This is a genomic window from Photobacterium swingsii (assembly GCF_024346715.1).
Lineage (GTDB): Bacteria > Pseudomonadota > Gammaproteobacteria > Enterobacterales > Vibrionaceae > Photobacterium > Photobacterium swingsii.
On the sequence record NZ_AP024853.1, the window covers coordinates 341,690 to 360,026 of the forward strand.

19 protein-coding genes are annotated in these 18,337 nt (G+C 43.4%); 16 read left to right on the forward strand and 3 right to left on the reverse strand.

The features are described 5' to 3' along the window. Positions 1-28 precede the first annotated feature (28 nt). From OCU77_RS18865 to OCU77_RS18915, 11 genes are read left to right on the forward strand one after another with little or no spacing between them, the layout of a single operon-like run. Positions 29-976, forward strand: a complete 948-nt coding sequence (locus tag OCU77_RS18865) for a YbgA family protein (protein ID WP_048897865.1) — start codon at positions 29-31, stop codon at positions 974-976. Continuing rightward, entirely contained in the window at positions 966-1,856 is an 891-nt protein-coding gene (locus tag OCU77_RS18870) for a MerR family transcriptional regulator (RefSeq protein ID WP_053111765.1), read from the forward strand. The genes OCU77_RS18865 and OCU77_RS18870 overlap by 11 nt, the downstream gene beginning before the upstream one ends. Further along, on the forward strand, positions 1,853-3,325 hold the full coding sequence (phrB, locus tag OCU77_RS18875) for a deoxyribodipyrimidine photo-lyase (RefSeq protein WP_048897866.1): 1,473 nt from the start codon (positions 1,853-1,855) through the stop codon (positions 3,323-3,325). Before OCU77_RS18870 ends, phrB begins: the two co-directional genes overlap by 4 nt. 53 nt (positions 3,326-3,378) lie before the next feature. Next, entirely contained in the window at positions 3,379-3,828 is a 450-nt protein-coding gene (locus tag OCU77_RS18880; RefSeq protein WP_048897867.1) for a nuclear transport factor 2 family protein, read from the forward strand. Further along, positions 3,825-4,571: an SDR family NAD(P)-dependent oxidoreductase gene (locus tag OCU77_RS18885; RefSeq protein ID WP_107302650.1), complete on the forward strand. Its 747-nt coding sequence runs from the start codon at positions 3,825-3,827 to the stop codon at positions 4,569-4,571. The genes OCU77_RS18880 and OCU77_RS18885 overlap by 4 nt, the downstream gene beginning before the upstream one ends. Next, on the forward strand, positions 4,568-5,965 hold the full coding sequence (locus tag OCU77_RS18890; protein WP_107302649.1) for an NAD(P)/FAD-dependent oxidoreductase: 1,398 nt from the start codon (positions 4,568-4,570) through the stop codon (positions 5,963-5,965). The genes OCU77_RS18885 and OCU77_RS18890 overlap by 4 nt, the downstream gene beginning before the upstream one ends. Next, on the forward strand, positions 5,965-6,870 hold the full coding sequence (locus tag OCU77_RS18895) for a DUF1365 domain-containing protein (RefSeq protein ID WP_084711725.1): 906 nt from the start codon (positions 5,965-5,967) through the stop codon (positions 6,868-6,870). Before OCU77_RS18890 ends, OCU77_RS18895 begins: the two co-directional genes overlap by 1 nt. 10 nt (positions 6,871-6,880) lie before the next feature. Beyond that, positions 6,881-8,119, forward strand: coding sequence for an SAM-dependent methyltransferase (locus tag OCU77_RS18900; protein WP_107302648.1), 1,239 nt, complete (start codon positions 6,881-6,883; stop codon positions 8,117-8,119). Positions 8,120-8,155: 36 nt separating this feature from the next. Further along, the gene (locus tag OCU77_RS18905) at positions 8,156-8,701 is read left to right on the forward strand and encodes a DUF2878 domain-containing protein (protein WP_048897868.1); all 546 of its coding nucleotides are present in this window, start codon (positions 8,156-8,158) and stop codon (positions 8,699-8,701) included. Beyond that, positions 8,698-9,279, forward strand: a complete 582-nt coding sequence (locus tag OCU77_RS18910; RefSeq protein WP_053111767.1) for a chalcone isomerase family protein — start codon at positions 8,698-8,700, stop codon at positions 9,277-9,279. The genes OCU77_RS18905 and OCU77_RS18910 overlap by 4 nt, the downstream gene beginning before the upstream one ends. A 45-nt stretch (positions 9,280-9,324) precedes the next feature. Continuing rightward, positions 9,325-9,876: a DUF3833 domain-containing protein gene (locus OCU77_RS18915; RefSeq protein WP_107302647.1), complete on the forward strand. Its 552-nt coding sequence runs from the start codon at positions 9,325-9,327 to the stop codon at positions 9,874-9,876. A gap of 73 nt (positions 9,877-9,949) precedes the next feature. Here OCU77_RS18915 and OCU77_RS18920 read toward each other — a convergent pair whose 3' ends face one another. Then, the gene (locus tag OCU77_RS18920; protein ID WP_107302646.1) at positions 9,950-11,707 is read right to left on the reverse strand and encodes an ATP-dependent endonuclease; all 1,758 of its coding nucleotides are present in this window, start codon (positions 11,705-11,707) and stop codon (positions 9,950-9,952) included. 181 nt (positions 11,708-11,888) lie between these two features. Between OCU77_RS18920 and OCU77_RS18925 the strand changes: the two genes are divergently transcribed. After that, the gene (locus OCU77_RS18925) at positions 11,889-12,284 is read left to right on the forward strand and encodes a VOC family protein (RefSeq protein WP_048897869.1); all 396 of its coding nucleotides are present in this window, start codon (positions 11,889-11,891) and stop codon (positions 12,282-12,284) included. A 61-nt stretch (positions 12,285-12,345) separates the two neighbouring features. Here OCU77_RS18925 and OCU77_RS18930 read toward each other — a convergent pair whose 3' ends face one another. Next, on the reverse strand, positions 12,346-13,272 hold the full coding sequence (locus tag OCU77_RS18930) for a YeeE/YedE thiosulfate transporter family protein (protein WP_244915167.1): 927 nt from the start codon (positions 13,270-13,272) through the stop codon (positions 12,346-12,348). 175 nt (positions 13,273-13,447) lie between these two features. Beyond that, positions 13,448-14,242, reverse strand: a complete 795-nt coding sequence (locus OCU77_RS18935) for a M48 family metallopeptidase (RefSeq protein ID WP_107302645.1) — start codon at positions 14,240-14,242, stop codon at positions 13,448-13,450. A 197-nt stretch (positions 14,243-14,439) separates the two neighbouring features. Between OCU77_RS18935 and OCU77_RS18940 the strand changes: the two genes are divergently transcribed. The 4 genes from OCU77_RS18940 to OCU77_RS18955 all read left to right on the forward strand — a co-directional run bounded on the left by OCU77_RS18940 (position 14,440) and on the right by OCU77_RS18955 (position 18,284). Continuing rightward, positions 14,440-14,868, forward strand: coding sequence for a hotdog fold thioesterase (locus tag OCU77_RS18940; RefSeq protein WP_048897870.1), 429 nt, complete (start codon positions 14,440-14,442; stop codon positions 14,866-14,868). 46 nt (positions 14,869-14,914) lie between these two features. Next, positions 14,915-15,154 carry a DUF3389 domain-containing protein gene (locus OCU77_RS18945; RefSeq protein WP_048897871.1) on the forward strand — a complete coding sequence of 80 codons (240 nt, stop codon included), beginning with the start codon at positions 14,915-14,917 and terminating at the stop codon, positions 15,152-15,154. Between the two features lie 101 nt (positions 15,155-15,255). Then, a complete protein-coding gene (locus OCU77_RS18950) occupies positions 15,256-17,505 on the forward strand; it encodes a peptidase U32 family protein (RefSeq protein ID WP_107302644.1) in 2,250 nt (749 codons plus the stop codon). Positions 17,506-17,690: 185 nt separating this feature from the next. Further along, a complete protein-coding gene (locus OCU77_RS18955; RefSeq protein ID WP_107302643.1) occupies positions 17,691-18,284 on the forward strand; it encodes a GNAT family N-acetyltransferase in 594 nt (197 codons plus the stop codon). Positions 18,285-18,337: the final 53 nt, after the last annotated feature.

Here is an 18,337-nt window from a genome sequence, read left to right on the forward strand (position 1 = left end):
TCTTGTATAACTAAAAGGATAAAAACTCATGGGTATTCCAGTAGGTGTAAGCGCATGTGTGATTGGCCAGAAAGTTCGCTTTGATGGCGGACACAAACGAAATATTTTTGTTGAAGAGCAGCTTGTTGACTACTTTGACTTTCAGCCGATTTGTCCTGAGGTCGGGATTGGTTTACCTGTTCCACGCCCGACAATACGTTTAATGAAAACAGAAGACGGTGAAGAACGCTTAGTCGGCACTAAAGATGTCACTAAAGATTTTACCGATGAAATGATGATTTTTAGCGATAAGAAAATTCCTAGCCTTAGTCAGCTACGTGGCTATGTGGTGTGTGCAAAATCACCAACCTGTGGCATGGAGCGAGTAAAACTGTATATGGAAAACGGCAATACGATTCCAGGTGGCACGGCTGGTGTGTTTACTCGAAAATTAATGGAAGCCATGCCATGGTTACCGATTGAAGAAGACGGCCGCCTACAAGACCCATACCTTCGTGAGAACTTTGTATTTCGTGTCTTTACTTTGAATGACTTTTACAACTGTATGGGGAATGAGCCCACTAGAGCCAAGCTGGTTAAGTTCCACTCACGTTATAAATTAGTCTTGATGGCACATTGCCCAGTCGCCTACAAATCGCTTGGTCGAATGGTGGCTGAAATTGCAGACTGGGATTTGGATGAGTTTTACCACAGTTACCGTTTGCAATTTATGGAGGCGATTAAAAACCGCGCAAATCGCCGTAATAACACCAATGTATTAATGCACCTTCAAGGTTATTTTAAACGTGATCTTGATAAGCAGCAGAAAAAAGAATTAGCGGATCTCATTATGGATTACCGCGTTGGCAATATGCCACTGCTGGCGGCGCTGACTTTGATTAATCACCATTTACAGCAAAACCCAGATGCGTACTTGCAAACTCAAGTATTTCTAAACCCATACCCACAAGAGTTGAAACTTCGTTATGCGATGTAATACAAAAGCGGCCACTCAGCGCGTGAATAATCGTCATCAGGAAAAGCCTCAGTACGCTATCAGTGACGTGTCTGAAAAAACGGGTGTCAATACGGTGACATTAAGGGCGTGGCAGAGACGCTATGGTTTATTGAATCCAACGCGAACAGAAAAAGGCCACCGTTTATATTCAGAAAGCGATATTGAACGAATTCAACTTATTTTAAGTTGGCTTGATAAAGGGGTTTCTATCGGCAAAGTGAAACCTTTATTAGAGCAATCACCAGCAAATATGGTGAGTGCAGAGGCGCTCGATATTACCGCTGAGGTGCTCGCAAGCATCGATGCCTTTAGTAAAGAATCGCTTGAAAAAACAGTGCTCCAACTCTTAAAAGAGTACCCATTGTCTGTGCTGGAAAAGCAGTTTTTTTTCCCCATACAGCAGCACTTAGATGGACTAGATACACCACTTTCAGATGCGCAACGTGCGTTTTGGATTAGCCTTTGTCGTAAATGTTTAATCTCGACCGAAGCGCAGATTAAATCAACAGGTAAGCAACTCATTGTCGTCATGAGTTTTGATAATGAGGGTAGTTATAAATTACCGCTGGAACTGTTAAGAGCAAAGCAGCAGGGGCGGCGTACTTTCTTGCTAGAAAACTATCAAGGGAAGTTATTTGGGTTAGACAGAATGATAGATCAAGTAAATGCTTGTTCCGTAGTGATAGGTGGCGAAAAAGCCTTACAGAATAAAGTCTTAAATGATCTTATCGCTTGGGTAACAAAGGCAGGTATCCCAATTAAAATTACCGGCACGATTAAGCAGATTCACCCTGAGTTAGCGCAGATAAGTTCGGATGGATCTTTGCCTGAAAGGCAAGATAGCGAGGTGAAACAATGAGTAAACTCGTCTGGTTACGTAATGATCTTCGTGTTGTTGATAACACGGCATTACTACAAGCATGCCAACTTCGCCAAGTCTCAGAGCCAGTGATTGCCCTTTATATTGCAACACCTATGCAGTGGCATGAGCACCATGAAGCGCCAATAAAAATTGACTTTATTCAGCGCCGCTTAGTTGAGTTGAAACAGTCTCTTGCAGCATTGAATATTCCGCTAATTGTAAAAGAAGTGGCTGACTTTGCTGCTGTGCCAGCTTGTATCTTAGCGCTCACTCAGCAGTATCAGGTGGATCATGTATTTTGCAATAAACAGTATTTGATCAACGAAAACCAGCGAGATTTACACGTTGGTGAGCAACTTGCGTCGCGAGCTATCAAGCTGAGTGTGTTTGATGACGATTGCATTATTGAACCAGGACGAGTGCTCAATAAACAAGGTGATCCATTTAAAGTCTTTACGCCTTTTCGCAAAAGCTGGATTCAAGTGTATCGGGAGCAAATTCGGTCAACGGGAAGGGCACTTGTTCAGCCAACCCCTAGTATTTTAGGTGATCTTGATGAGCTTAATAAAGAATATCCCGATTTAGAGTCAACGCATTCTTTTAGTTACCCCGTAACAACAAGCATTGATTGGGCTGTGGATGATGAAGCGATTCGCCAACGTTTACTGACATTTTGCTATGAGAAAGCCATGGACTATCACGCTAACCGTGATTATCCCGCCGTTGATGGTACGAGCTGTTTATCGCCTTATCTTGCAATAGGCGCGCTGTCTCTTCGTCAATGCTTTCATAGCTTGATGACAGAATATCCTGAGTGTTTAGAAAACCCAGAATCAGGGGCATTTACTTGGTTTAACGAGTTAGTGTGGCGAGAGTTCTACCGCCATCTGATGGATGCGAATCCAAAATTGTGCCGTGAACAGCCTTTCCATGCATGGACAAACTATGTGGTATGGAAAAATGATGAAACTCTGCTTCATGCTTGGCAGCAGGGTGAGACTGGTTTTCCAATTATTGATGCTGCAATGCGGCAGCTAAAAGCGACTGGGTGGATGCACAACCGTCTTCGTATGATAGTTGCGAGTTTTTTGACCAAAGATTTGTTAATTCATTGGCAAGCAGGCGAGCAGTGGTTTATGTCGCACCTGATTGACGGTGATATGGCTTCCAATAACGGCGGGTGGCAATGGGCGGCATCAACGGGTACAGATGCGCAACCATATTTCCGCGTTTTTAATCCGACAACACAAGGTCAACGTTTTGATCCGAAAGGTGAATTTGTTCGTAAATGGATAAAGGAGCTGAAAGATGTTCCTGATAAATTCATTCACAGCCCACACCTTTGGCTAGGTGCCCATACGCTGAGTTATCCCAAGCCAATAGTGGATCATAAACAGGCAAGATTGCTAGCAATTGAAACCTTTAAACGAGCCAATGAACAAGGGAAGTTACAGGGTAGCGTTTAAAGAGGTGTTTGGTATAGAGCACCAAGATAGCTAGCCGTGCAGAGGATAAGACGATGACTCAAGGTGTTATAGATAGTTCTAACCAAGTATTAGCAAATTTTATTACGGTATACAGTCAGTTAGGAAAGGATAACTTAGTCGACTTAGAGGCTATCTATCATCCCGATATTGTATTTGAAGACCCAGCGCATCGTATTGAAGGCTGGGATGCGCTCCATGAGTATTTTGCTCAGCTTTACAGCAACATTACGAGTTGTGATTTCCAGATTCACCATTCGCTAGTGGATGAAAAGCAGGCCTTTGTGCAGTGGACCATGACATTTTCGCACCCTGATATTGAGAAGGGAAAAGCACGTACAGTCGAAGGCTGTACTCGCTTAGAGCTCGATGGCAATAAGGTGGTCTTTCACCGAGATTATTTCGATTTAGGTGAAATGATTTATGAAGGCGTGCCGCTACTGGGCAAAGTCATTCGCCATATTAAAACGAGGTTAGGTCAATGAGTGTTAAACCCGAGGCTGATATTTTAATTACAGGTGCGAGTTCGGGTATCGGTTTGCAGCTCGCTTTAGATTATGCCAATCAAGGCCTACAGGTTATTGCGTGTGGGCAGAACCAAGAGCGTTTAGCGGCATTGTCAGCCCAGAGCAACAATATACAAACCTTGGCGTTTAATGTAACCGACTTAGCTGCGACTCAAGCGGCATTCGATAGCTTAGCCGTCATTCCTAAGTTGATTATTTTAAATGCTGGCACTTGTGAATATATCGACAATGGACACGTAGATACTGCGTTATTTAAACGGGTGTTTGATGTCAATGTGTTTGGGCTCCTTCATTGCGTAGAAGCTATGCAGGCACGTCTTGGTAACCAAAGTCAGTTGGTCTTTGTTGGTTCAACTGCAAGTTACATTCCTTTGCCGCGAGCAGAAGCTTACGGTGCATCGAAAGCGGCACTTAGCTATATAGCGCAAACCTTGGCGCTAGATTTAGAGCACAAAGGCATCAAAGTTACTTTGGTTAGCCCTGGTTTTGTTAAAACGCCACTCACTGATAAAAATGATTTCCCTATGCCTATGCTGGTGACGCCTGAAGTTGCGTCCTATTATATTCGCCAAGGAATTCAAGCGGGTAATAGAGAAATTCATTTTCCGAAAAAATTCAGCTTTATCTTAAAAGCAATTGCGTTGTTACCTATGGGGTTACAGCAGTCAGTCATTAAACGTATGACAGGGAAGGCAGCATGAAAATAGCAATTATAGGTTCAGGGATCTCTGGGCTGACTTCAGCTTGGTATCTGCACCAAGATCACGACATCACGTTATTCGAAGCGAATGATTACATTGGTGGACATACCGCAACTGTAGATGTGGCAGTTGATAGTGGTGAGTATGCGATTGATACGGGTTTTATTGTATTCAATGATCGCACTTATCCGCATTTTGAAAAACTGATGGCAGAAGTGGGTATTGTTGGTCAGCCAACCGAAATGAGTTTCAGTGTACGTAATGAAGACACTGGACTTGAGTATAATGGTCATACAATTTCAACCTTGTTTGCCCAAAAGCGTAATTTATTCCGGCCTTCTTTTTACCGTTTTTTGAATGAGATTTTACGCTTTAACAAACTGGCGAAAGCGGCAGCCAGTGAAGGCGATGTGAGTGAGTCTCAAACCCTAGGTGCATTTTTAGCACAGCATGATTTTAGTGACTATTTTGCGGTTAATTATATTTTGCCTATGGGGGCGGCAATTTGGTCATCAACCCTTTCGGACATGCGCGGTTTCCCCTTAGGTTTTTTCCTGCGTTTCTTTTTAAATCACGGCTTACTGGATGTCACCAATAGACCGCAGTGGGCTGTTATTCCCGGTGGTTCACGTGAGTACATTCGGAAAATGACGCCTGCTTTTGAACAATCTATCGCGTTAAACACGCCGGTTCAGCAAGTGACACGCCAAACAAATGGTGTGACAGTCACCAGCACACGGGGAGACGAACAGTTTGATCATGTTATTTTCGCTTGTCATAGCGATCAAGCTTTAGCCTTGTTGGGTGATAAAACCCAAGATGAAATCGACGTGCTGTCTGCCATGACTTACCAAGATAATGAAGTGGTACTGCATACAGACACCAATCTACTGCCTAAGTCGCGTGCTGCATGGGCAGCATGGAATTATCACCTGCCGAAAAGTGATGATGTTACCGCGTCACTATCTGATGGTCACCAAGGAATAGACGAGCGAAGCCAGCGTTTAGCGGCACTAACGTACAACATGAACATACTGCAAGGGATTGAGTCACCTGAAACTTTCTGTGTGACACTCAACCAAACTGACCGTATTAATCCAGATAAAATCTTGCGTACTTTTACCTATGCACACCCGGTGTTTACAACTCAGTCCATTGCCGCGCAACAGCAACGTCCTCGTATTAATGGGCTTGCAAATACTTGGTTCTGCGGTGCGTATTGGTATAACGGTTTCCATGAAGATGGCGTACGCAGTGCACTGGATGTCGTTAAGAATATAAACCTCATCAATGAAAGCTTGATGAGTAAAAGTCATGTTAATGATGCGCAAGGAGTGTCCAGTTCGCATGCTGCAGCATTTATGCCCTCAAATAATCACTCAGGTCAGTACTAATGGACAGCGTGATCAGAAAATCTACCGCTGAGGGTGAAGCCTTAGTTTCGGACTTATCTCAATACGAGTCTGCGGCACAGTCGCGCAGCGGCATTTATGTTGGGACTGTGCGTCATCGTCGTTTTACGCCTGTGGTACACAGTTTTGAGTATCCACTCTTTATGCCATTTATTGATTTAGATGAGGTAGAGGAATTAGCCAGCAAAGTGAACGGTTTTGGTTTTTCCAAGTGGCATCCCGCACGATTTTTGGTCACAGATTATCTTAATGGTCAAGCGAGTAATCTAGCTGAATTGAAGCAGGGCGCTCAAGACAAGATTGCAGAACTCACGGGTGAGGTAATAACAGGAAAAGTCTTCCTATTGTGCCAGCTTAGGTATTTTGGCCTCTATTTTAGTCCACTTAATTTGTATTACTTGTTTGATGAACAGGGGGAGTGGCAATACATGCTTGCCGAGGTGAGTAATACACCTTGGAATGAACGCCATTATTATGCGATCCCTGCGGTATCGCGTTGGGAAAGCCGCTTATGGCAAGCCCCAAAAGCTTTTCATGTTTCACCATTTAATCCGATGGAACAAGAATACCGTTGGCAGATTAAACAACCGGTTGAGCAATTACGTGTTCACCTTGAAGTGCACGGTGAAGATCCTGCTTGTGATAGTTCAGCAACACCTGATACGGATATAGAAGTAGAAAAGGCCATCACCAAGATATTTGATGCCAGTATGATGATGAAATACGAACCGTTTACCTCTTCATCATTACGCAAACAGATGATGGTGACACCAATAATGACAGCCAAAGTCGTGATAGGGATTTACTGGCAAGCACTCAAATTGTGGATCAAGGGGGTGAGGTTCCATGACCACCCTGAAAGTGCAGCATCAGAATTGAAAAAGTAAGGAATTACCCATGTTAAGAAGTGATATTAATCAACAACCAGCAAAAGTAACTCCGATGCAAAATGTTGCAAGGAAAGTCATTTTTAAAGTCTTAGCACAGCTCAACAACGTGGGATTAACCGTTATAGAGCGTGAAGGTGAAACGCATTTCTTCGGGGATAAACACGCCGAACTACAAGCCCAGTTGAGCGTCAATCACAGCGGCTTTTATAAACGTCTACTATCTGGCGGTAGTATTGCTGCGGGTGAAGCCTATATTGATGCATGGTGGGACTCACCAGACATTACCAAAGTTGTCCAAGTATTAGCGCGAAACTTACCGACGTTAGATAAGCTCGAAGCAAAGACGGGTTGGATGACACGCGTTAGTGAAGTCGTGTCTCATAAGTTACGTCGTAACAATAAGGACAATGCTCGCGATAATATTTCAGCTCATTACGATTTAGGTAACGCCTTGTATGAAACATTTCTCGACAAAGAGATGCTGTATTCAAGTGGGATTTATCATTCAGAGCAAGATTGCTTAGCCGAGGCGCAGTTCAATAAAATGGATCGTTTGTGCCAACAACTCAAACTGACCAAAGATGATCATTTATTAGAAATTGGTACGGGTTGGGGCGCATTAGCTATTCATGCCGCGAAACATTACGGTTGCCAAGTCACTACAACCACCATTTCTAAAGAACAGCACCTATGGGCAAAAGCGCGCATAGAGCAAGAAGGGTTAAGCGGGCAAGTGACCTTGTTACTTGATGACTACCGCGATTTAACCGGTGAATACGATAAAGTGGTGTCGGTTGAAATGGTCGAAGCTGTTGGTAAAGAATACCTGACAACCTATATCAAGAAATGTCAGTCATTACTGAAACCCAATGGATTATTGGCTATTCAGGCTATCACCATTGTTGATCAGCGTTATGAGAGCTACAGCCGTGGGGTTGATTTTATTCAAAAACATATTTTCCCTGGGGGATTTTTACCGTCTGTCACTGTGTTGGCTGAGCAAATGACCAAGCACTCTGATTTTGTGATTCGAGATTTGAAAGACATAGGTTTGGACTATGCTCAAACTTTATCGGACTGGCATCAGGCGTTTAATCAGCAAACCTCAAGGTTGCACGATCTTGGCTATGATGAACGCTTTATTCGTATGTGGCGCTACTATTTTTGCTATTGCGAAGGCGGATTTTTGGAACGCAGCATCAGTACAATTCAGCTTGTGGCCAGTCGTCCGCAATGGCGTTGTTAGCAGGGCTGGTTAACAAATCATGTATGGAGACGGTATATGCCCTCAACCAATAAAACAGGTGCAGATAAACCAAGCAGTGATAGAAAAGATAAACTGCAATTTCTAATGGTTACCTGCGGCTTTAATGTGTACTGGATATTGGCAGTGTGGGGGCAGTATCGCTTTATTTACCTGCTAGTGCTTATGCTAATAATGAGCTGGTGGTTTTTTTCTGTGAACTGGCGGTTTGTATTATCTGCAAGCCTGATCGGAATCGTAATGGATGCCACTTTATATCATACGGGTTTTTATTTATTCCCTGATGGTGGCTTCCCTCTATGGCTTATTTTGATGTGGTTTGGTTTTACTTCTTTTATATGGATCAGCAGAAAAGTAATCCAATCTTACTCTTCCAACGTACTTATAGTATTAGGAAGTGTTGGTGGTATGTTGAGTTACATTGGAGGAAACCGACTAGAAGCCGTTGAATGGCCGTTAGGCTGGGTGAATACCGCCTTGATGGTTGCTTTATGTTGGTTGGCTCTTTCTTACATTTTACTAACGCTTCTGAGTATGTTTTCAGCATCTCAGAGGTCATCATGAAATCATTAACAACAGCCTTTATTACTATCAGCCTTGCGCTAACAACGTTTTTATTTTCTGCAATAGCCTCTGCGAGTGCGGGGAACACCACTCCGCAGTGGCTGACTTGGCAATCGGTGGGTTATGCAAAATTAACGTGGGGCCCTTGGGACATCTACCACTCTGAATTACGCACACCATCAGGTTCATACAGTGGCAATGCAGCCAGTGGTGAGCAGAATATGGCCTTAGTCATCCGGTATCAGAGAGATATAGATAAAGATGATCTTCTGGAAGCTACCGATGATCAGTGGAAGCATTTAGGCTTCAGTGTCAGTCAACGTCAGCAATGGTTATCAGAACTTGCCGTGCTGTGGCCCGATGTGAAAAAGGGGGATCGTCTTATTTTTGAGTTAAACGCACAAGGCGGCACTTTTTATTTCGATGCAAACGCGAAACATGCAACAAACAAGCAAGGCATTATTCAACTCGGTCAATTATCTAGCCCAAAAGTCTCATCTGCTTTTATTAACATTTGGCTATCACCTCAAACTGCTTATCCAAAACTAAGACAGCAACTTATTGGGCAGTCATCATAATTGGATCTAGACCCATCTAACAATAAGATTGAAAAGGGAGCTATCATGCTATCGCGCTATTTTTCTCAGTTTGCGCTTTTGCGCTGCTTAGTGGCCTTAGTTTTTGTTTTACATTTATCAGCCTGTTCAAACGCGATTGACGAATACCATGCCACAACACCGTCATTTGAGCTGTTTGAATATTTTGAAGGGGATGTTCTGGCTTGGGGCATGTTACAAGATCGCAGTGGGGTACAAACTCGCCGATTTGACGTTAAAATCCGTGGGGTGGTGACAGGTAATATCCTAACGCTAACAGAAGACTTTGTGTTTGATGATGGTGAAAAGCAGCAACGTATTTGGAGCATTACAAAAAATGCGGATGGCACCTACATAGGCGAGGCGGATGATGTGATAGGTGAAGCGATAGGAATCGTAGCGGGCAATGCCTTAAACTGGCAATATACCCTGCGTGTACCTGTGGATGATACCACTTACGATATTGCTTTTGATGATTGGATGTATCGACAAGATCAGGTGCGAATGTTCAATGTGGCAAACATGAGTAAATTTGGCTTCACAGTTGGGAAAGTCACCCTGTTTTTTGAAAAGCAATAATCCCTGAAGCCATAACCCTAGAAGTGAAAAATGAGAAGTAAGATCCGCAATAGTGCGGATCGTACTGTATCGGCTAGCCAAGTCCGCGCGACATGGCTACTATGCGTTTTAAGATCCAACGAATCAGCAGTGGGATCTTTTCTTGGCCGTGTTCATCTGAATAGGCCACCATTGCCAGCGCAACATCAGGTTTTGCATACCGCTTTAATGCCCGTCGAATGATTTTACGCGGTGGCATGGGAGCATCGCTGGTAATGTTGGCTAGCTCTCGAAATAAAGGTTCATAACCATTATTGTAAAGGAAATGCTCAATATCCCTGTCGGGCAAGACGGTTAAGCGATGACGTTCTGCATCGTTACCCAACATGCTTCTTACCGTGTCACCGTAGCGACGCCCAGCCATATCGCCATCAGACACCAAATGCCATTCTATACCCATGCTACGGGCGACTTTAATTAAGGGTCTGAGGCCGCTTTGGGCAAATTCAATAATATGTACACCTTCCGCAGCAAAGTGGTAGCCACATAGCATCGCTAATTCATTAAACAGCCAGACTTCCGTTTCACCTTCCACCAGCAACCAAGCTCGTGCAAACATAGCGCTAGGGCGATGTAGCCGAATATGAAAAGAAACGCGCCGCTCTTCGTCTTTTGACAAGGTCGTTGGGGTGAGCGAATGAGGCTGTGTTTTATCAGGCTCGCGGATCAGTTTTTTAATGCTATGGATCGGTACAGTTGAAATAAGATCTGGGCTGTTGGTGGTTAAGATCTTTTGCATTGGCATGCTATCTATGAATGCCCATGCTTGATGTAAAATCGTCGGGTGTAATCGTCCTTCAGGATCTTCCAGAATCATAATCGGCCGAGAGATCCGTTTTAGCTCAACTGGTCCACGCGCTCGAATATAGGCATTAAGTAGCCCCATCAAGACTAAACGACTTTGTTTGGTCATTTGCGGCTGGCTAAGTTGCTCTAATGGATTGGTATTGGTTTGTATGTAGCTAGGAAAATGGGCTCGATTAAATTTTTCGCTGCGATTGTGTGGCGTAAAGGCAAAATAATGATCCACTAATGAACGTAGCGCATTAATGCTGCTTTTGAGTTCCCCCGAATTAACATGCCCTGGGCTAGTCATTAGGCGGCGACACGTGTTGTCTAACCGACGTTGAATCCGATTATTTTTAGCCACAAGATCTGATTCTGTATGGTTACCATTATGGGGTGAGGAGGAAGCATGGCCGTTACCGTTATGTCCGTTTTGTGCACCTTGTTTCGATGAGTGGTTGCCCGTGTGTTGCGTTAGAGGTTTATCTACAGAGTTATTCTGCGGGTTTTTATCATGCAGGCGCCGTGCATCGCGAATGCGTACCACAGGGTGGAGCACCATTAATTGCTTCACAAGCTTATCGTTGTTATCGCATGTGATGTGTTGTCCTTTACTGTTTAAAAAGGAGCGAGTTGTCGTTACTTTATCGCCTTCGATAGTGCTCGAAATTTCGTAATAGAGGTGTTTGATGCCGTCTTTTCTGACCCAAAGTGGGGCAAAGCTACGATAACGGCGTGCTTTTGATTCTGATGGGTAATCTTCATGCCAATGGAGCACTATATGCAGCTGAGACATTTTTTCATGGCCAATGGCGTAATCGACATGAAAATCAGAAAACTTGAAGGTATAAAAATTGGCATCAGTCGGTAATGCAATACTTAGCGCATCAAGTAGAGAAGACTTACCCCATGCGTTTTCACCGATTAACACGGTTAATTCATCGAACGATAATGACATACGTTTGATGCCACGGAACCCTGAAATCTCAATACGCTCTAAATGCATAGCGCCTCCTCATAAAATAAGATTACAACACTGCGACATGAAATATGGGCGTGGATATCACAAATAGAAAACTTAATGTGATCTCAATAGGTTAGATGAGAAAATATTGAGCCATGGTAGCTGTGTTGCTATTATCAGTCGCAATAACAAGATAAGAACTGATTACAGACTGGAGTGTCAGATGGCTAAAATTATTCACAGCATGATCCGAGTTAAAGATCTTGAACCTTCGCTTACGTTTTACAAGCAAGCGTTAGATCTTGATATTGCGGAACAACTGGATTTCGATGGTTTCTCGCTGGTTTATCTTCGTAATGAAGAGAATGACATGGAGCTAGAATTAACTTGGAATGAAGGGACTGAAGAGCCTTATACGCACGGCTCTGGCTATGGGCATATTGCAGTTGCTGTAGACGATCTTGAAACTGAGCATAAGAAGCTCACAGCGTTGGGTTATGAACCTGCGGAAATTAAAGAATTTTTCCGCAATGGTGAGTTACTCGCTAAGTTCTTCTTTGTGCAAGACCCTGATGGTTACAAAATTGAGTTCTTGTGGCGACATGGTCGATACCAATAAAGCGACATATACTTTTATAAACCAGTAGCCTTGCTGCTGGTTTTTAATGTTTATTTCAAGTTTACCTCTTTGTGTGCTTGTTCAGTTTGAACCAGCGTTTTAATCCCATCCCACAACTTATTCCAACCACCATCATCACGATTGATACAGCACCTGCTGGTGAAAATGAGGGCAATGCCAAGAGTAGCTGCGAATCATTACCGCCCAGTGCCAGTGATGCGCCAATACCCATAATGCAGCCAGCAAATAAGTGTTTGAGTAATTGTGTTGGCCTTAAGGTAAATTCAGTTAGCGACAGCCGTTTCTTTGCGCCAAGCGCCATGCCGATAATTAAGAAAAGAATAACCAAGTAGCGCAATAGGCTTGGCCAACGATCGTGTTGGTGATGAATAGAAGCTGCGGTAATGTCTTTCAGCAATTGGCTCGGAGACCATTCAGGCATGAGTAAAGTCAGTATACTTGCCAGTACGCCAAAAAGAATAATGCCGAGTAAGATGGCTCTGCGTTCTGTTGGCACGATGAAAAAGATGAGAGCGACCAAGGTGAATAATACGATAACCACACTTAAAGAAGGCGTGGTAACAGCGGGAATGGCAGGGTAATCGAGTACTAATGGCAGCGATGATAATCCACACCAGCCGACAACCCACCCTGAGATAGTGGCTAGCATGTGATAATGTCCTCTGGCCAGTTTACTGATGGTAGAGACGCTACATCCTCCGTTTAACGAGGCCCCTAAGCCAAAGAAAAACCCACCGATCAGAAAAGTAAGTGTGACGCTGTAACGCTGATGGCTAAATGACTCAGGCAATGTCATGTCGCTGGGTAAAATCAACCAAAACCAAAAGCCACATAGTAAAATCGTCAGCAGAAAAGCAGGGCGTTTAGCCCACAATTCATGAGTACCACGCACCATACACAGTCCTGTTCGCTGTGCTAAGTAGCCAACTGCAAGGGCAAGAAACAGTGGAATAATAAACGTCCACATGCAGCCTCCCAAATCGTTATGACGTTTCTTTTTCTTCTGAGTAATAACTATAGCGGAGCTATAAAGGGATGGTGGTTATAGGTATGACTCGATTAATCAATACGGGATAAACGCAGGACTAAACCAATAAAGGCGTAACAGATACGCCTTTATTGAGTGAGAGTGGTCTAATTGATTAGATTGCATCACAATTTGGTTTGGCTTGGTTATAAGCTGGCAGCGATGCAATACCTTCTTTCAAATCATCAATACGGGTATCGTGCGAAGGGTGGGTCGATAACAATTCTGGCGGTTGGTTGCCACCTGATGCTTTCGCCATGTTTTGCCAGAGTGAAACGCTTTGATTGGGGTCAAAGCCTGCTTCAGCCATTAACTGAAGGCCAATAATGTCAGATTCAGATTCTTGCGCGCGACCATAAGGCATTAAGATCCCGTACTGTACGCCTAAGCCAAGGCCAGCCATGGCTGCGCCACTGTATTGTGAACCACTTATTGCTGCTCCTGTGATTTGTAAACCAGCATCGGCCAGCTGAGAACGCGATAAACGTTCATTACTGTGCTGTGCTAATACATGACCAATTTCATGGCCAATTACCGTCGCCAGTTGATCTTGATTGGTCGCAACCTTTAGCAAGCCAGTATAAACACCAATTTTTCCGCCCGGTAGAGCAAAGGCGTTGACCTGATCGCTATCAAAGACCACCACTTCCCATTTATCAAAACCTTGTAGCGGGCCTACCTTTGCTGTTATTGCATCTGTGACACACTGAACATATCGTTGTTTTTTTGCATCTGTGCTGATTTTTTCTTGTTGCTTGAGTTGTTCAAATGACTGAGCGCCCATTTGAGACATGTCATTTTCAGAAAACAACAGCATTTGCTGCCTGCCCGTTGGAGAGCTAGAACAACCACTTAACAGCATACTGCTGGCAACTAAACCACCCAGTAATAAATGAGTATATTGACGCATAGCGAGGCTCCATTCGCTCCTTGATAGTGTGTAGAGACCGTTGTTCATAAGATTCGAGCTTCACGGCCTCACATTTCATGCCATTTAATTACTTCTAAGTATGAAGCAAGAATGTATGAAATTGAAAGTTATTGAAAAAGCATTTTTATATAACTGCGAGAGCGATTAAGATTTGTCTCAAAATATAAGGAGCAACCATGGCGATTTGGCATAAAAAAATTGATATAGACGAGCTCAATGCGAGTTCAAAAAACACCTTGGTTGAGCATTTAGGTATTCGCTATACCGAATTTGATGACAATAGTTTGTCTGCAACCATGCCTGTTGATGCCAGAACCCATCAGCCTTTTGGCATGTTGCATGGTGGTGCCTCTGTTGTGTTAGCTGAAACCCTGGGCTCAGTAGCCGCGAACATGTGCGTAGATGAAGGGCTTTATTGTGTGGGTTTAGATATTAATGCTAACCATATTCGACCTATGCGCACGGGTACGGTTACAGGGAAAACAACACCGCTTCATACCGGTATGACAACCCAAGTTTGGCAAATAGAGTTGAAGGATGAACGCGGCCGTTTAATTTGTACCAGCCGTATCACCATGGCGGTATTAGGTAAGAAAGCAGATTAGTTAGTATAAAAGCAATAAATGAGTCAACGAGTATACAGGAACATAAATGGTTATTAATTTCGCAACAGGTAAGATCATTGCCAATCAACATGAACTGGTTGTACGTATTGATGGTGAAGCACGCGTCACCATGCAAGCTCAGGTTGATGAAGTGACATTAATCGGTCGTGGCGCTAATGTGGTCACAGCAACAGGTAGTGGTATCCAGTGGTCGGTGCGTTTAGATGATGAAAAACAGCTGCAAGCACTGGCAGATGCGATTGGAATTGCGGTAAAAAACACCTGATTCAGTCACAAATAATCTACGATTAGACAAAAAGTGTGAACCACGTAAAATACTCCGCACAAAAAGTAAGGTTGAGAGTGTATTACGTGAGTTCTGTCACTATGAGAAACAAGTTTGAGTTATTGGCACCAGGTGGTGATATTGAGTCAATCAAGGCGGCTATCATCGCTGGCGCAGATGCCATTTATTGTGGGCTAGATAATTTTAATGCCCGTAATAGGGCAACCAATCTAACGTTTGATAACTTAAATGGCATCGTTCGATTAGCGCATGAATACGATTGTAAGATCTTCCTTACTCTAAATATTATTATCTTAGAAAGTGAAATCCCGGCATTGGTTCGTTTAATCAATAAGCTGGTGAATACCAAGATTGATGGCGTGATCGTACAAGATCTCGGTCTGTTTTATATTCTAAAGAAACACTTCCCAACGTTAGATGTGCACGCATCGACTCAGATCAATACCCATAACGAAGGTCAGATTGCTTTTTTGAGCAAGCTAACGGCTAGCCGTGTGAACTTATCGCGTGAGTTGAACATTCATGAGATCAAGCACCTTGCATCGGTAGGCCGTAATCACAACATGTTAATGGAAGTGTTTGTGCACGGCTCTTACTGTATCGGCTTCTCTGGCTTGTGTTATATCAGCTCAGTGAAAAATGGTAACTCGGGTAACCGTGGACGCTGTAGCCAGCCTTGTCGCGATCAGTATAAAACGACTAATGCAGGCAAAGATTATCCGCTGAACATGAAAGATAACTCGGCATTTTCAGACATGGAAGCACTGGCAGATGCAGGTGTGTATTCGCTGAAAGTCGAAGGGCGCATTAAGAAATCCCACTATGTGTACACTGTCGTTGATCAGTGGAATCAGCAAATCCAACGCTATTGTGATAATCAAGCGCTATTAACGGATAAGTCTTCGTTATATACCGTTTTTAACCGTGATTTCTCGAACTCGTACTTACAAGGCGATATCAATAAAAATATGTTTATTGATAATCCTCGTGATAACTCGATTCAGCATTTTACTAAGATCTACAGCTGTAAAACCGATGAAAGCATTCAGCAAGTGAAGCAAAAGCTGTATGACGATAAGACAGTGATTATTGAAACTGTTGCTGAGAAAATTCAAAACCTGAATATTGATAAGCTACCGCTGAATCTGTATTTCTCAGGCAGTGCAGGGCAGCCCTTGAGTGTGCGTGTAACAGCAGGCGATGCTGAATACACGTTAGAAACGGAAGGTACTTTGGCTGCGGCGAGCGAAAATGGCCGTAGCATTGATGAAGAACTGCTGGCTTCATCGTTTAAGAGCATCAGCGATAATGATCATCAACTAACAAATATCGACATCAGTCAGCTGGCTGATAACGTATTTATTGCATTTAAAGCGTTAAATGTACTGCGTGATCGTATTAGTTTTTGGCTAAATGGTTCTAAACCTTTGATTGAACCTGTAGATACACCTCGCTTACCGCGAGTAGCTGTTGTTGATGAAACACCACAGCTAACGGTACTTATCTCGAATAAGAAAGATATCGAGCCTTGTCAGGCTGCGGGTGCAAAAGTGTATTTCCAGTTACCTGACTCACTGCATACCGAAGTGAAAAAAATGGTGAGTCTATTTACTGAGCACCAAGATCTGGTTCCTTGGTTCCCTGCTATCTTGATTGGCGACCATTTTGAAGCCGCCAAAGCGTTGCTTGAAACGGTGAAGCCTAAGCGTATCGTCACTAACAATACTGGTGTTGCTCATTTAGCGATAGAGCTGGGTATCGAATGGGTTGCAGGGCCATACCTAAACCTATCTAATTCATTTAGCCTTGAGTGCTTGAAGCAAGAGTTTGGCTGTCGTGGTGCATTTATTTCGAATGAATTGAATAAGAAGCAAATTAAGCCAATTATTCGCCCAAGTGGCTTTGAACTTCACCACAGTATTTATCACCCAATCATGATCTTAATGAGTCGCCAGTGCCTGTTCCATCAAACGGTTGGCTGTAAGGTGAAAGCATTTGATTCCAAATGTCTAAAAGGCTGTAAGAAAACGGCATCGATCATCAATATGCGTGAGTCATCATTTATCATTGATAAGCAAAAGGGTGATCATAACGCCATGTATAGTCAGTTTAACTTCATGAATACTGACATCATTACGGATATGCCAGACAAGTTTTCGCATTACTTTGTGGATTTACGTGATATTAAAACGGACACTCAAATCTCGGTTGATAAAGCGACACTGATAGGTTTGTTCACACGTGCAATCAACAAAGACGAGACTGCAATTGCCGAATTGAGTGACGCTGTAACGCAAACCAGTAACGCACAATACCGAAAAGGCCTGTAATTAGCGTCATAGTGGCTAGCGCAGAACCAGGGATCTGCTCTGAGTCTTAGGTCTTGCTGTTAGTATCGCGACTGCATTAGTAAATTCTGCCCCTCATCAACCTGAGGGGCAATATCCCCACTTCTTATTCTAACTTCTACCTTCTTGATATATGCTGCTAATAGCGTGTGATTAAGGAGTAAAAGATGACGCATCATAAAGAAGGCCATATGCCTGTATTTGTTACTACGCGGCTGAGTGTCGACGAGTGTAGTACAGACAACCTTGCGTCTTATGTCGCCAATCACGATGACTTTCTTCATCAAATTACCCGCATCCTCTCACCTGAGGTGGTTAAATCACTTCCACCGTATTTTTCAGGTATTAACACTGAGCCATTAGCGCAACAGTGGCTTGAAAAAATGGTGGCTGACAGTCGGCTATTTGTTGTATCAGTCACTGAACAAGCGCAAGCTGTTCGTTCTCGGGTAATTGGTTTCATTTTTTTGTACCAAGCATCGGCGGATCATTGCGAATTAGCCAGCATGGCGCACATCGGTTATTTATTCGATGAAGCCGAATGGGGAAAGGGCTTTGCCAAAGAGTGCTTACAAGGTTTTATGGCTTGGTGTGAAACACAGCCTTCGATTTTAGGATTGATTGGTGGGGTTGAAAAAGACAATCCAGCCTCAGCCCACGTGTTAGAGCGACTTGGCTTTATGACTCAAGAAAATCATTTACTTGATTTATCTGAGCAATCAGTGACTTTCTATCAGCATAGGTTCAATAATAACAGGTGATAATGCTCATCCTGTCTTGCATTGCTAATTTGCCTTGTTATTTAGCCGCAAAA